Source organism: Clostridium sp. DFI.1.208 (assembly GCF_024463855.1).
In the GTDB taxonomy this organism is placed as follows: Bacteria; Bacillota_I; Bacilli_A; order Erysipelotrichales; family Erysipelotrichaceae; genus Clostridium_AQ.
In genome coordinates this window covers 1-14,859 of the sequence record NZ_JANGCA010000051.1, presented here as the reverse complement: position 1 = coordinate 14,859, position 14,859 = coordinate 1, and the positions used below count along the sequence as shown (strand labels likewise).

Here is a 14,859-nt window from a genome sequence, read left to right as displayed (position 1 = left end):
CCTTATTTCATGGTCTCCTAGAAGAATATGATCCGGTGGTCCTCTGCTTTTGTTGTTATTTTTATGGTATATAGCGTATTTATTACAATGTCCGCCGATAATCAGCTGACTTGTATATCATATAGAAAAAGGTGTCTTGTGCTAAAATACTATATGAACGCGAAAAAAAGGATCCATTAAGCGGACATGTAGAATGGCCGGGGCTTTTGTAATCGTGATACATACATCAACATTATAGTGTTTAAATATTTTTTCATGGAACAGCCCCTCCTTTTTTGTATCATCAGTGTATCACAAATGCTTGTAAAGTACAGTAAAATTATTCAAATCACTCGTTCGTTAAGCAAGACGTTTCTGCTGTACTAGATAAACCTAAGAAAGCCTACTGAATTATCTGGTAAGAAACCTCTCTACATTTCTTTCACCAACAGTATACTGTAAGTACAATCTACAACAGCAACATGCACTTTATAAATCAAAAGACATAGAAACTATAAGACACCAGCGCTGGTCTGTTCCTATGTATCATACTGGATTAAGTTTACGAATTCCCATTTCATGGTGATTTTACTCACATTGTTGGCTTCATATTCAAGAAATTACTGAGAACAGTTATCTCTTATCATCTCCTGATTGTACCTGCCCCCCAGACTATCTGGGGGTTTTCTTATTCAAAAATGACGACATCATAATTTTGTCGTCATTTGAAATAAAGCATCCATAATTTCGTTCTTACGTCGCCTGCTGATTTTCAGTATGCGATCAATGCCCTGCAGATGCAGTTCAAACCCTCGAATGGAACGGATATATTCTATATTAACAATATTGGCACGATTGATTTGAACAAAGCGACTGTTTAATTCATTCATCATGCGCTCCATTGAATACATACGGAATATGTATTCACGATCCTTGGTATAAGCATAGATATCCTTGGAGAAATACTCCATATAAATGATATCTTTTTGTGCCAGCATCTCATAACCGCCATCTGTACGTATCTTGAAATCTGCGTTATCCTGTAAAAACTCAAAAGCATCCTGCAGGGTCCTTTTCAGCTTTTCATCTATTTTGGATTTCAAAACATAGCGAAATACGTTGATTCCAAATGCATCCTCCATACGATCTGCATAATTCGTTACATATATCACCAGTGTCCGTTCGTTGGCGATGTATTTAGCGAGATGAATACCATCCATTCCCGGCATTTCAATATCCAGCAGAAGTATGTCATATATATGTTTACTTCTCAAAAAATCATGAACATTATTATATGTATCTATGAAAAGCTGTTCCTCTAACTCAAAAGCTTCTATTTTTTCACGTATCATATTTGTATAGCATGGTTCATCATCCAATAATGCTATATGGTAAACGGTCTGCATATATATACCCCTGTCTTTTCCTCTATTGCCATTACCAGCAGGCGATGCTGCTGTCTGTTCTTGATTCACTTCCTGCCATCAGTGCACCATTATCCAGTCGCACGATAATTTGTCCGCGCCCGAAACTGGCAGTTTCCAAATCCACCTGAAGTTGATGACCGCGCTCCTGTAGCCTTCTTGCAATGTTGTAATCAAAGCTGTCCTCTATAATAAATTTTTTATCCTTTACCCATTGCCATCGTGGGGCATCCAGCGCCTGCTGTGGATTCAAATGAAAATCAATCATATTCATAACCACCTGCACATGTCCCTGCGGCTGCATGTATCCGCCCATAACGCCAAATGGACCAACTGCTTTTCCATTCTTTGTAAGAAATCCGGGAATGATGGTATGGTAGGTTCGCTTTCCGGGAGCAAGAGCATTAACATGATTGGGATCCAAAGAGAAATCATGTCCGCGGTTTTGAAGGGCGATTCCAGTGTCCTTTACTACAACTCCACTGCCAAAGCCCATATAATTGCTTTGAATGAAGGATACCATATTTCCTTCCCTGTCTGCTGTACATAAATATACGGTACCGCTTTTCGGCGGCATGTGAACTGCAGGCTGTTTGGCGAAATATGCAATTTCCTGCGAGCGCTCTCTGCCATAGGCTGTATGTAACAGGCTTTGTACTTCGGCTTTCATATGCTTCGCATCTGTGATATGATGCAAGCCGTCTGCGAAGGCCATTTTCATTGCTTCAAACTGATGATGAAACAATTCCTCATCCCGCTGGGCAAACTGGAATTCCTTTAATATATTCAATGCCATCAATGCGACAATTCCCTGTCCATTAGGCGGCAGCTCCCAAACGTCATAGCCATGATAGTGTACAGAAACCGGATCCACCCATATTGCCTTATGCTGCTGCAGATCCTTTTTTCGCAGATAACCACCGTGTGCAATACTATCCTCTTCGATACGCTGCGCAAGCTCTCCTTCATATAAAGAAGCTGCTTGTGTTTCTGCTATTTTCTCAAGTGTTTTCGCATGATCGGGAAGCTTAACCAGCTGACCGACTTGCGGTGCTGCTCGATCAAAGGTAAAAGTCTGAAACCATTGCCGGAACACTGGATCATCCTTTTTATCCGCATAGCTTCTGACAGCCATCTTCCACAATCTGGAAAGCTCCGGCGGTACCGGATAACCTTCACGGGCATAGGTGATTGCTGGTGCGAGTACCTGTGCAAAGGGCAGCTTTCCAAATCGATTGCTTAATTCTGCCCACGCCTTCGGTGCTCCCGGAACGGTTACCGGTGTCCATCCATGCTTCGGCATTTCCGTGATCCCCTGTTCCTTCAGTTTTTCTATTGAAATTTCCATAGGTGCACAGCCTGAGCTGTTCAGACCATACATGGCATTCTTGTACCAGACAATAGCAAAGGCATCGGAGCCGATACCATTTGCAGTAGGCTCAACAACGGTAAGTGTTGCGGCTGTCGCAATCGCGGCATCGATTGCATTACCGCCCTCCCGCAGGATTTGCAGACCTGCAGCGGCAGCAAGATTGTTTCCAGTGGCCACAACACCGTTTGCGGCTACAATCGGATAACGACCTCTGGCATAGGGTTGATGATATATATTGAACATAGGTAATCCTCCATATGTATTATTATATAGTGTAGCGCTTTCTCTTACAATCCCACACCCGGTGAAATATTTCCAATATCAAGGAAAAAACACCTGCACTTCTTGTATTTATGTTTGTTTTTTGTATAATATGGGTATTCTTTATATGGAAATGAGGGTGTTTATGAAAATTTACTGGGAACTGTTTTCTGTCTTTATGCGGATAGGAGCCTTTACCTTTGGCGGAGGTTATGCCATGCTGCCGCTGATCCAGAAGGAAATTGTGGATAAAAAGCATTGGGCCACTGAAGAGGAAATCATGGATTACTATGCGGTTGCACAGTGTACACCGGGTATCATCATGGTAAATACAGCAACGTTTATCGGCTTTTATGAGAAAGGAATCCTTGGTGCTATTATCGCAACGCTGGGTGTAGTTACGCCAAGCATCATTATTATTTTATTGATTGCTTCTGTGCTTACCACCTATTCCTCACTTGCAGTTGTTCAGCATGCTTTAGCAGGTATTCGTGTAGCGGTATGTGTACTTGTTTTGAATGCCGTAGTCAAGCTCTGGAAGAGTGGTATCAAGGATGCCTTCGGTATCGTGTTATTCGCCGTTGTCCTTGCCGCAATTACCTTTACCAGCGTATCAACCGTTCTTGTTGTTATCATCGCCGCATTACTCGGTGTGATTGTCTGTGCGTTGCGACGCAGGGAGGTAAAGGAATGAATCTGGAACTATTGCTGCTTGCCTTCTACGAATTTTTCAAAACCGGCCTGTTTGCCCTTGGAGGGGGACTGGCTACCATACCGTTTCTTACGGAAATGATGAATAAATATCACTGGTTTACTGCAGATATGCTGACTGACATGATTGCGGTGAGTGAATCAACACCAGGTGCCATCGGTATCAATATGGCAACCTACACCGGATATCATATCAATGGTGTGCTGGGCGGTATTGTTGCGACGCTTGGACTGGTTGCGCCAAGCATCATCGTAATCTGTATCGTTGCGCAGTTTCTGAAAAAATTTAAGGACAGTGAGCTGGTGAAATCTGTTTTCTATGGTATTCGTCCTGCTGTCACCGCACTCATCGCCTCTGCCGGTATAACGATTTTCATCGCTGCTTTATTTCAGGATAGCGAAAATTTTATAGAAATGGTCAAATGGCCGTGCATTCTGCTGTTTGCTGCTATCTTTTATTTATCCAATAAGCGAAAGTGGCATCCTATCTTATGCATTGCAGCTTCCGCCGCTGTGGGTATATTGTTTCAGCTTTAGGATTATGGGAAGCTTCGATCCTTATACCGAAATTTATATTATATATGACATAAAAGAAAAGGGATTTCGTTGTGGGTTCCTTCTCGATTGTAGGTAACCTTATAACAGGGAGAGTTCAACACCATTTGTTTATCAATAGAAGTTGAATTCTCCCTTTTGCATACACCCTAAAAGAAGAAAGAACCCGTTTTGTGAAGCGTCTCTTTTTCATAGGATAAGCAACTATAATGTTGCACATCATCCATTCTTGATTTGTCTGTTCTGCATTAACAAATAAATTCCTATCATAAAAACGACAAGATATACAGCAATAGCTATTCCTGCTATTGACGGATATAAAACATTCACACCGAATATATCATAGGCGTTATATTCTCGAAAAATATTCCATCCGCTCATAATCTGTGTAGGTAGCAAAAGCTGTATTTTATTCAACAGTGTGTAGTTATCATAGGGATATACGATCCAGCTTGTTATAACAATGAATACCAGTCCCGTGAGCATGGTTGGAATGGAGCGAGTACATTGTGAGAGAAGGCAGATGAGGTAAGCAAATGCCAGTGTGCCTAAATAACTGAAAGGTAAACGAAATAAATACATTTCCAGATAAGTCAAGCCATAAGGTGAGATGCTAAAACTCGAATTGAATGTCACATCCCATCCCTCCAAACCATACACGAGCTGACAGCCCATAAGATTCACAATCTGGAATATCAGCCATAAGACAGTCGTAACGAAGAATACAGTAAGCAGTTTTGAATAAATATATCTTTTCTTCCCATACTTACATGTCAGAATCATAGCGTCTGTTCTTCGCTTTTTTTCCTGTGCAAACATTCGATAAAAGCAGGCCAGGAGTACAAACCCCAGCGTGAAAGGCAGAAACTGATTCATGGATATCAGATAATCAACCCCCAGCGAATAACCTCCGGTTATCGGCTGATCCACCAGATTTTTTTGAATCATCTGTTCCTTCTGTTGAAGCTGAGCTTCACTGAGCGGATGATCAGTATATTTATTATCCTCACGAACATCTTCTACAAGGCTCCTTGTCATTTTGACATAGCCGATTTTATCAGCAAGAAAGGGAGCTTTTGTTTCCGGAGCATTCTCTTCCCCTCCTACCATCAAGATTACATTATCATAATTATACCGATTAGCAAGAACAGATTCCAGCGTATCATCGCTCTCCCATTCCGTTATTAATGCTGCTATCTTCTCATCACTGGCTCTGTATTTGTCTATGAATGCCCGATATTCCTTAGCTGTTCTCTCACGAAAATCATCATCTATTAGCGTAGCAGAAATTTGTCTGTTTTTACAATATGCAATGGTCTTTTCCCGCATAGCAATGCTTCCACCGTCAAAATATTGTTGATAAGTAGTAGCATCATACATGTATAGCTTATTTATAAAGACTGTAAGTGCAAGTAAGAGAACAACTGCAACCTTACGATTAAATACATATTTCTTTAACTCTGCTTGAATCATTGTTAACATAGGATCTCACCTCTAATCTTCAAAAGTTAATACCAAATGATTTTCCGGGTTTCTTATATGCAGCAATATCATAAAGACTGCAGACAAAAAAAGCAAAATCACAGGGACAGCATAGACTGCACGAACATATGTAAATCCTATATTCACATAATTCAGGGAACTGATCAGATAACGTCCGGATAATATATTGGATGGATGAAGCAATACCAGATTTTGCAAGCTGGTATTATTGGCAAACGGTGGTAGCAATAGAATCAAAACCATGATAATAATGCAGGTACTTGACTTTTTTGTATAAGCACCTATCAGAGCCATACACAAAGCGATAACCACTGATGCACTGAAGCTAATGATAGCCTGAACTGTGAAAAACTGTGCTGCAGTAAGCAGATAAGGACAGACATTCATAATAAAATCCTGAACAAATGTTCCTCCATCTCCCAAACCGAAAAAGAAAATCGTAAGTAATACGTGTATAGTAAGTAAACCGCACCAAGCCAGCATTCCACTGATCAGCGCTGCTTTTACTTTCACCCTTTGGATACCCTTCTTTCCATTTTTTGTCGTAAGCAGTGTTTCCATGACATGTGATTCATTTTCCTGTGAGAATAAAATGGAAAGCAGTACGATCATCATGATGCTATATGTTCGCAGCATGAAAACAGGGCCTTCCTGCAGAACAATCCAGCCTTTATTGTAACCAAAGCGATATTCCTCCCAGTTGTTTTCGAGTTTTTGATATGCCTGCTGAATTCTGGCAGTATCAAAAGCAGGCGCGCGCTGCTGCATTCTTTCGATTTCCTGATTTACGAATTCCGACAATTTCTCTTTGAAATGTGTATTTTGATATGCCCAGGACAGTGTTTTATATTGAGGCATATCCTGCGCCTCTTCAGTTAAACGATTTACCGGATTTTTATACAGCCTGTCTATTTTACTTTGTGCCCAGCCAACTTGCTCTCCAGCCTCCTGAAATTCTTTTTTGCTCATCTGATTCGATTTGTCCTCTGTAAATTTTTGATATTCTGTTTGTATGCTCCTCTGCCAGCTATCATCCATAATACCGCCATAGACATGCCCCCAATGCATATCCTCTTTTTTTGTTTCACCATTTGCTACAATCCCTAAGTTCACTGCATGAAACAGGATAACAAAACAGATGGCCGCCCATACAACAGGCCGCTTCCAGAGCTTTAACAATTCATATCTCAGCATGCTGTTTCCTGATCTCTGAATATCATAAGATACAAATCCTCCAGAGTGGCAGCCACATGCTGGGCATGATCGGTCGGCTGCTGCTGTGCAATCAGCCGTATTTGCAGTTGCTGTTCAACGGGTATCATTTCTGTAATGATACCCTTTTTACTCCACATTTCCACATCTGAAGGCGGTGCCAGGAACGTATACACCTTATCCTTTATATCTTTTAGTAAAGCCTCCCTATTCCCATTTAAGAGCAAAGTCCCCTCTTTCATAATCAGAATATCCGTTGCTATTGTCTCCACATCCGAAACGATATGGGTTGACAGTATAACGATTTTATCATTCGCACAGCGTGCCAGAATATTTTTGAATTTTGTACGTTCCTTGGGATCAAGACCTGCCGTTGGCTCATCAACAATCAGTATTTTCGGATCATTCAACAATGCCTGCGCAATTCCAAGGCGTTGCTTCATACCTCCGGAAAATGTACGTATTTTATGCTTCTTTTCTGCTTTCAGAGAAACCATAGCTAAAACCTCATCCACTCTTCTTTTAGCCTTTTCTTTTCCAAAGCCCTTTAGTGTGGCAAAATACATCAGAAAATCCTGTGCACTGAACTGTGGATAATACCCAAATTCCTGTGGAAGATATCCAAGGATATCGCGGTAATCCTCATCAAGTGCATGAATCGCTTTATCATCCAATTTAATAATTCCCTGCGTAGGGCGAAGGATATCGCACAGCATACGCATCAGTGTAGATTTCCCGCTTCCGTTTGGTCCCAGCAGCCCATAGATGCCGTTATGGAATTCGTAGGTAACATCGTTAACAGCTGTTTTGTCTTTATATTTCTTCGTAACATGCTCTACTGAAAGTTTCATTATTCTGATACTCCCTTCTAAATTGCTTCCATAAATATATACCTGCAGCCGTACACACGATGATAAATAGCAGTAATACGCTCCAGGATAGATAGAATATGATTTCAGATAGTATACGCATCGTTCCAAACGTCAGTACAAAGCATCCACTCATAAGACCAGGTCCTGTCCAGTGCCGTGCTTTTCGCAGGAACAGCAGAATTTCATCACAAACGAATACAAGAGAAAAGCTGATGGTCAGTATTAGTTCAAGATAACCTTCCTGCATATAAAAAACAGCAGCTATGCAGATAATGAATAGCATAGCGATAAACAGACATGCAAACATACGAATACGCGTAAATAAAATCTGTATGTAGCTATACCGGCAGCTACGTTCCAGCTCTTCCATCTGAAACTCCCCGCTTCTTGTAAACTGGGGAATTGTAATAACTAAAAACCCAATCATATAATACATCGTAATTTCCCAAATGCCTTCTCTGTTGTATTGTTCGGGTGTTCGATGGAAAAGATAGTAAATCGTAAATGCAGTAAGAGTAAATAATAGCAGTATATAGTATTTCGGTATGCATTTCCACTGCAGCTTCATTTGATCCCATGCTTGAGGAGCTTTATTCTGCAAGGGCAGTGTCTGTAGAAACTGCTCGATTTCGTCCTGCGGCGCATCCTTCACCGTGTAATAATCTAATATTTTTTTCATTCCTCTACCTCCCACAGTTTCCTGCATGCTTGTAATCCTGTCCGCACACGCGTTTTTGCCGTCGATACGGGGATGCTCAAAACCTCAGCAATCTGGCGGTATTTCAAGCCCTGATAATAATATAAAATAATACATTCTCTCTGCTTATCCGGCAGCTTATACAGAATCTCCTTCATACGGTAATAGTTCTCATCCACTCCATTTCGTTTATCCTCCAGCATATCCCACTGCTTATCGTCATATACCTGATAATCCTTATGCTTACGAAAATAATCCACAGACACATGATAGGCGATCGTATGAATATAAGTAGAAAATGCAGCTAAGGGAGAGTACCTCGGCAGGCTTTCAACAAATTTCAGAAACGTTTCCTGTGTAAGATCAGAGGCGATGCTTGTATTTCCAGTCTTACGCACGAGGTATTTATATATGGGTTGATACCAACGTCGAATGAGCTCTTCAAGCGCTTCCTGATCACCATGCTTTGCCCTGGATATCAATATGTTATCCTGCATCTACCATCTCACCTTTCTCCTCTTTATAGTTTAACGGATGAATAACCAAAAAGGTTTGGTTTTATTAAAATTTTAGAAAATAATTTAAAAACAAACTTTTTTATTATAGCTTACGTTAAATTAACTGTAAGCAAATTTTATATTATTTACAGGAAGAGGTCTGCTATGTTCACAAAATCCAGAAAAAATGCCTTTCGTTATTTATGCTGTTATTCAATCCTTATACTCTCAACTTTTCTAACAGTGTATACCAATTATCCATCCCTCGAGAATTCCTATCCGGGCGATTACGGTATCTATGCATTTTATAAAATGACTTCTATGGATATGCTGCTATTTGTCTTTACGGCTCTATTCATAATCGCACCACTACTTGTTTCAGCTACATTCTTTCAGATACAAAAAGGGTTTTCTAATTTCATTTTATTAAGAATTTCCATACAAGACTATCTAAAAAGGGTATTGATTAAATCTTTTTCAACTGGCTTCATCTTTTTTCTGATCCTGCAGATATCCATTATATTATATCTGCATTTCTTCTACGAATCAGTGATTCCCTCCCTTTTTATAAGTACTGAAATGTATTTCAGCAGGAATGCTGTTTTAGAATTATTAATCTTTGTTTTACTATCCTCTGCAGGCTATGGTATTTTTCTGATGTTTATCTCCACACTGTCCATGCTGATTAAAAACGAATATATCTTTTACTCCACAGGAGTTCTTGTTCAAATAACCAGTATGCTTCTATACCCGTGTACAGGTGCTGTGATAGTCCAACAATTAGAGCCTTATACCCGTCGTATGATTCCGATACGTTCTTTATTATCTTTCATGGTACCTGCAAATCTAATCACACCAGGGACAACCTTTCCATTAGAAGCGCATTACACTGGCTGGTATTCATTTACCAGTACAGCATTATTTTTTACATTATTGATATATTTGCTATATAGGCTTATATGCAGTCGTTATAAATACAACAGGATAAGGTGTATAGAACACAGTATCTGCGTACCATAAGAAATCATGCTGAATCTACAAGCGAAATGGAGAACGTATATGATAAAAATTGATAATATTCAAAAAAGCTTCAAAGGGAATACTGTTTTAAAAGGAATCCAATTGGAAATTCATGAAGGTGATTTAATTCATATAAAGGGAATCAATGGATCGGGAAAAAGCACATTACTAAAAATCATTGCTGGTTTGTTGATGCAGGATGAAGGAAGCATCCGTCTATCCAAAGGCACACAGATTGGAGCATTGATAGAAAATCCAAAGTATATCGAAACAGAAACAGCCGTTTATAATCTAAAATTTCTTTTTAATCTAAAAGGCACATATGAAGAAAGCACTGTAAAGAATTTATTCAGACTGTTTCAACTAGATTACGATTTGAAAACTCCCATAAAAAAATACAGTATTGGTATGCGGCAAAAGGTTGGCATTATTCAAGCAATTATGGAAAACCAGAACCTAGTCCTGTTTGACGAGCCGACAAGAGGGCTGGATGAAGCAAGTATTCATGCGTTTAATGAAATAATCAAAGCTTTACTCAGGCAAAAGAAAGCCGTCATTATATGCGCACATGACGGCGTTGATGATATCGCATTCACCCGCAAATTTGTATTAGAAAACGGCTTTCTGCATGAGCTTTGATTGTACTTTAATAAATGTAAATAAACAACCAAATCTGTAAAGTATACAATAACCTTAAAAGAATATAAAAGCAGAATCCTAAATGATGTAGAAATAAGCTTTCATGTTTCATAACATTCCTATAAAAAAGTCATAACAATAAAGAAGAGGTATCCGCATGTGGAAACTAAATAAATATTCATACAAATCGGGTTATACAATCCTAATGATTTTTGGAGGCTGCCTATCCTTATATTTTTATAATGGCTCGGATCATACGCCACTGAATCTTTATTATCTCACGAATCATTATGCAGGATTATATGGAGAATCGTTTTATTTTATACTTCTTGTATATCGTATATATATCTTTAAACAGCTCCGTAGTCTTACACTGATACGCTTAAAAAAACAGCAATTTTGTATACAGCTGTTTTCTCAATTTATGATGAATCTTTGTGTTCATTTTCTGATTTTATACGGTCCTACGCTGGTGACTGGCTGGTCCTATATAACCTCTTATTCTATGCTATACTCCTTTTTTGTATTGCTTTTCCTACAATATTTCATGATAGAATTAATAGCTCTTTTCATAATATATGCGAATAGCAGTACCGTATACATAGCCACCATTATCATTCTAAATCTCATAACTCATTATATTATCGTTCCCTTTATTTTCTTTTAGTATGTTATATATCGATAACGTCTTAAAACCTTCACAAAATCTCTTAGTCATACTTACGCATTTGTTGGAAATTCTGATAACTCCTGTCAGTTGATATTTGTATTTGACGGCCTTAAAACTTCTTCCAATTTTTATGGAGATTTATCAGTCGACATATACTAAATCATCAATTTAAATTCATAAAATCATAATATTTTCTTTTTTTATGTACATAAAATCATATTATTTTATGATTTTATGAAGATAACATCTTTTTTATAGTCTTTATTTGTCAGATTCGTTGTTATTGCAAGATGCTCTTCCTATCATACTAAACATACTCATTCAATAAGATAACATTTCAATTGGCAATACAATTTCCACTATAAATATTTTATGATTAACAGTTCTTGTAATAATGCCATTTTTCTCCTTCACCACTTCACAAACACGCTGAAAACCGATTCCGTGATTTTCTTTATCTTCTTTACTTGTAATAAGCTTCTGATTATCCATATGAATTTCCTCTATATTACAACTATTTTCTATACTAAGCCTTACCATGTCCGCTTTTTTTCTTGTTGAAAGCTTTATAAACCTTTTATTTTCTACGTATTTTTGAGCCTCTATTGCATTATCAATCAGATTTCCCAGGATTGTTGTCAATTCAAAAAGATTCAGAAAATCCAGCGTATTTTTAAAATCACACGTTAAATCAATATTTAGTGATTTTATTTTTTCTACTTTTGAATTTATCAGATAATTTAAATGCAAATTTGATGTTGAAAGAACATCTATAATTTCCATCTTTCCCATAATATCATGCAAATATTCCAATGCCAGCTCATCATCAACCTTAATCGTTGATTCTAGCATAATGAAATGATTTTTTAAATCATGCTTTAGTTTTCTATTCTCACTGATAGCTGCCTCAATTCTTGTGGCAAGCTCTGATCTGTATAGCTCAGCCTGTTCATGTAATTTCATATCAAGTAATGCCTTTTTCTGTTTATCCAGCATTTTTAAATAATAGAAGAAAACGAAAAATATTCCTATCATAAATATAATCAAAATATAATCTATACTCGTAGATAAGAATAAATTTTCCGGATCTACATTCGGCATAAAATCAATAACAAAGTAATAATAGCTTAGAAGAATGAGTGACATTACACTGAAAACCCACCATTCCTTATCTTCTAATACCATATGTTTAAGAACTTTACGTAAAACGATATAAAGCAAGAAATAAAAAAACGGATATAATAACATTAATGCATAGCTCAGCCATTCCTCATTCACAAAATTTATCATATACTGAAAAACTATGTTATTGAAAAACGAATAAAGAATATCCGCACTTTTAACAAGTGTATAGCCAAGTGATAAATAGAAGACACGCTTCCCTTTTGATTCCTGAAAAAGAAAAAACATAAAAAGTAATACGGCAAAATCTTCAAAAGTATCAGGACTATACCTAGCCACACCTCCAAATTCATCAATCCATGTTATATTTATAAAAACAAATATATTGATAATGAATAGTAAGATTAAAATCAAATAAAAAATGTACTTAAGCTTTATATTTTTCAAATAAATTCGTGTTTTCGTTAATTCAAATATGAAACCATAGCCAATGAATGTAACTGTGAAGTATGTTAACATATAAGCGTATAATCCGTTATCCATTATTATCACCCTTTGGTATAATAACACAAAAAAATAACTGATTAAATTGATTTTGTATGATTTGTTTTATACACAACTCCATTTATTATATGCTTAACATTGTATACTATTGTTTTCCCTGAATTTTTGATATTGCTGGACATATATTGGATTGTATATATTGCTCCACCCTTATCAATGATTTTGGCACTTGCTTTCCCTGAAGTTATTTTCTTATTTGTAATATTATATGTACCAATGACTGTATATAGACAGTATTTTGTTTTTTTATAATAAATTTTCTGTCTTGACCAGGTTACAGTGTTGGCTGAATAAAAAGTTATGGAAGGAATATCTTCCTGAACACTGCACACTATTTCCATCATATTGTCAGTTGTATGATATGGGTCCTTTTTGAACAATTCCCTTTGACTCCATACAAAATCACCAATATCATTTCCCTCCTGATCCTGAAAAACATAAGACTCAGGATTATCATAGTACCTTTGAAACATTTCGATTTCCTCAGCAAGATCGTTATCTTCAATATGATTTAGATTCATTTCTTCCGCAAATACCGATATGTTATTCATTGCCAATAATATTAAACATAAGATAATTTTTCGAGTAAAATTCATAATATCGATTCCTTTCCCAGTTAATAAATCATGTATTAAAAATGACTATCATCATTATCTGAAAAACCTCACAAAGGCTGTGGCCGCCTTGATGTATAGTGCTTTACACAGTCCTTTGCTTAGGTTAATTTTTAATGATTATGTTAAATACCATGTTATTATTTCATTTTCTCCATCCTCTTACTTTTACACATTATACGTAACAAACTATTTTACAATTCACCTGCTTTCTGAATATAGTAGGTATATACGATGAGTATTTCATGAACCTCGATAAGAATCGTGTAAAAATTCCTTTTTAGAATAAGAATATAGTTATAAAATGAAAACCATCATTTATAAATAAAAAAGTAATATCAGGGGGAGATAAATATAATATACTTAATTATTACATTATTTCAATCCTAATGTTATGAATAGCATCATTTCATATGTGAGTGAACAAAAATACCGTTTATCACAAATTTATAACCTTTCACAACAAAATCATTGCTAGTTATGAAAAATTAAATTATACTACCATCACACAAGTACTTGTTAAATAAAAAGGAGGGCTATATAAAAATGAATGCAATATTGAAAAAGTTTTTAATGTTTAGCTTTGTTTTTACTTTTGCAGTAGCGTTTACAGCAACGGCTTTTGCTGCTGTATCACCTTTAGTAACAATGGGTGTTCCACGTTTCGGAGGCTGGAGTAATTTCTCTGTTGAGAAAGAAAAAAAAGCTAATAAAAATGCGGATGGGGGTATTTATTTAAATACATCACCATATACATTTAATATATATGGACAACTTTATAAAGAATCCGCTAAAGATAAAAAGAATGAAAAAGCTTTGAATGGTAACATTACTTTATCTGTAAAAAAATGGAAGAGAAAACCATATTACGCATCACAAAAAGGAACAGGTAAATATAAATCTGCAATAACAAGTTCCACTCTTGAACCAGATTACAGATATATTACATATAAATTTGAACCTTAATTATTAAATAAATCAAAGACATGAATTATTCTGTCTTTGATTTATTACATTATTTAGAAAGACAACTATATTAAAGTCAAGTAGTAATTTATGAAAAAGTATGAAATATAAAATACTTGAAAATATAGTATTCGATCTTTGAAATTGTGAATGTAAATATGTTGAAAAGAACTATAGTTAA

General features: G+C 36.7%; 13 protein-coding genes. 4 read left to right on the top strand and 9 right to left on the bottom strand.

Annotated features, from left to right (window positions below):
- Positions 1-686: 686 nt before the first annotated feature.
- Positions 687-1,385, bottom strand: coding sequence for a LytTR family DNA-binding domain-containing protein (locus NE665_RS19180; protein WP_117444401.1), 699 nt, complete (start codon positions 1,383-1,385; stop codon positions 687-689).
- Between the two features lie 31 nt (positions 1,386-1,416).
- Positions 1,417-3,018, bottom strand: coding sequence for a gamma-glutamyltransferase family protein (locus NE665_RS19175; RefSeq protein ID WP_117444402.1), 1,602 nt, complete (start codon positions 3,016-3,018; stop codon positions 1,417-1,419).
- A gap of 163 nt (positions 3,019-3,181) precedes the next feature.
- Here NE665_RS19175 and NE665_RS19170 point away from each other — a divergent pair, with 163 nt between their 5' ends.
- On the top strand, positions 3,182-3,730 hold the full coding sequence (locus NE665_RS19170) for a chromate transporter (RefSeq protein WP_117444403.1): 549 nt from the start codon (positions 3,182-3,184) through the stop codon (positions 3,728-3,730).
- Complete coding sequence (locus tag NE665_RS19165; RefSeq protein WP_117444404.1) at positions 3,727-4,284, top strand: chromate transporter; 558 nt, start codon at positions 3,727-3,729, stop codon at positions 4,282-4,284. The genes NE665_RS19170 and NE665_RS19165 overlap by 4 nt, the downstream gene beginning before the upstream one ends.
- 237 nt (positions 4,285-4,521) lie before the next feature.
- Here the strand turns inward: NE665_RS19165 and NE665_RS19160 are convergent, their stop codons facing one another.
- The 5 genes from NE665_RS19160 to NE665_RS19140 are packed head-to-tail and all read right to left on the bottom strand — an operon-like array spanning position 4,522 to position 9,083.
- Positions 4,522-5,784 (bottom strand): ABC transporter permease, encoded by a 1,263-nt coding sequence (locus NE665_RS19160; RefSeq protein WP_117444405.1) that lies wholly within the window; start codon positions 5,782-5,784, stop codon positions 4,522-4,524.
- 12 nt (positions 5,785-5,796) lie between these two features.
- A complete protein-coding gene (locus NE665_RS19155) occupies positions 5,797-6,999 on the bottom strand; it encodes a hypothetical protein (protein ID WP_117444406.1) in 1,203 nt (400 codons plus the stop codon).
- Positions 6,993-7,868: an ABC transporter ATP-binding protein gene (locus tag NE665_RS19150; RefSeq protein ID WP_117444407.1), complete on the bottom strand. Its 876-nt coding sequence runs from the start codon at positions 7,866-7,868 to the stop codon at positions 6,993-6,995. The genes NE665_RS19155 and NE665_RS19150 overlap by 7 nt, the downstream gene beginning before the upstream one ends.
- Positions 7,831-8,568, bottom strand: coding sequence for a hypothetical protein (locus NE665_RS19145; protein ID WP_117444408.1), 738 nt, complete (start codon positions 8,566-8,568; stop codon positions 7,831-7,833). Before NE665_RS19145 ends, NE665_RS19150 begins: the two co-directional genes overlap by 38 nt.
- On the bottom strand, positions 8,565-9,083 hold the full coding sequence (locus tag NE665_RS19140; protein WP_117444409.1) for a sigma-70 family RNA polymerase sigma factor: 519 nt from the start codon (positions 9,081-9,083) through the stop codon (positions 8,565-8,567). Before NE665_RS19140 ends, NE665_RS19145 begins: the two co-directional genes overlap by 4 nt.
- A 1,059-nt stretch (positions 9,084-10,142) precedes the next feature.
- On the opposite strand from NE665_RS19140, the gene NE665_RS19135 reads away from it, so the two are divergent.
- Complete coding sequence (locus NE665_RS19135; protein ID WP_117444411.1) at positions 10,143-10,742, top strand: ABC transporter ATP-binding protein; 600 nt, start codon at positions 10,143-10,145, stop codon at positions 10,740-10,742.
- A 991-nt stretch (positions 10,743-11,733) separates the two neighbouring features.
- Here the strand turns inward: NE665_RS19135 and NE665_RS19130 are convergent.
- Positions 11,734-13,077 carry a sensor histidine kinase gene (locus tag NE665_RS19130; RefSeq protein ID WP_233104817.1) on the bottom strand — a complete coding sequence of 448 codons (1,344 nt, stop codon included), beginning with the start codon at positions 13,075-13,077 and terminating at the stop codon, positions 11,734-11,736.
- Positions 13,078-13,118: 41 nt separating this feature from the next.
- Positions 13,119-13,694: a hypothetical protein gene (locus NE665_RS19125; protein ID WP_117444413.1), complete on the bottom strand. Its 576-nt coding sequence runs from the start codon at positions 13,692-13,694 to the stop codon at positions 13,119-13,121.
- 564 nt (positions 13,695-14,258) lie between these two features.
- Here NE665_RS19125 and NE665_RS19120 point away from each other — a divergent pair.
- Positions 14,259-14,678 carry a hypothetical protein gene (locus NE665_RS19120; protein WP_117444414.1) on the top strand — a complete coding sequence of 140 codons (420 nt, stop codon included), beginning with the start codon at positions 14,259-14,261 and terminating at the stop codon, positions 14,676-14,678.
- Positions 14,679-14,859 lie beyond the last annotated feature (181 nt).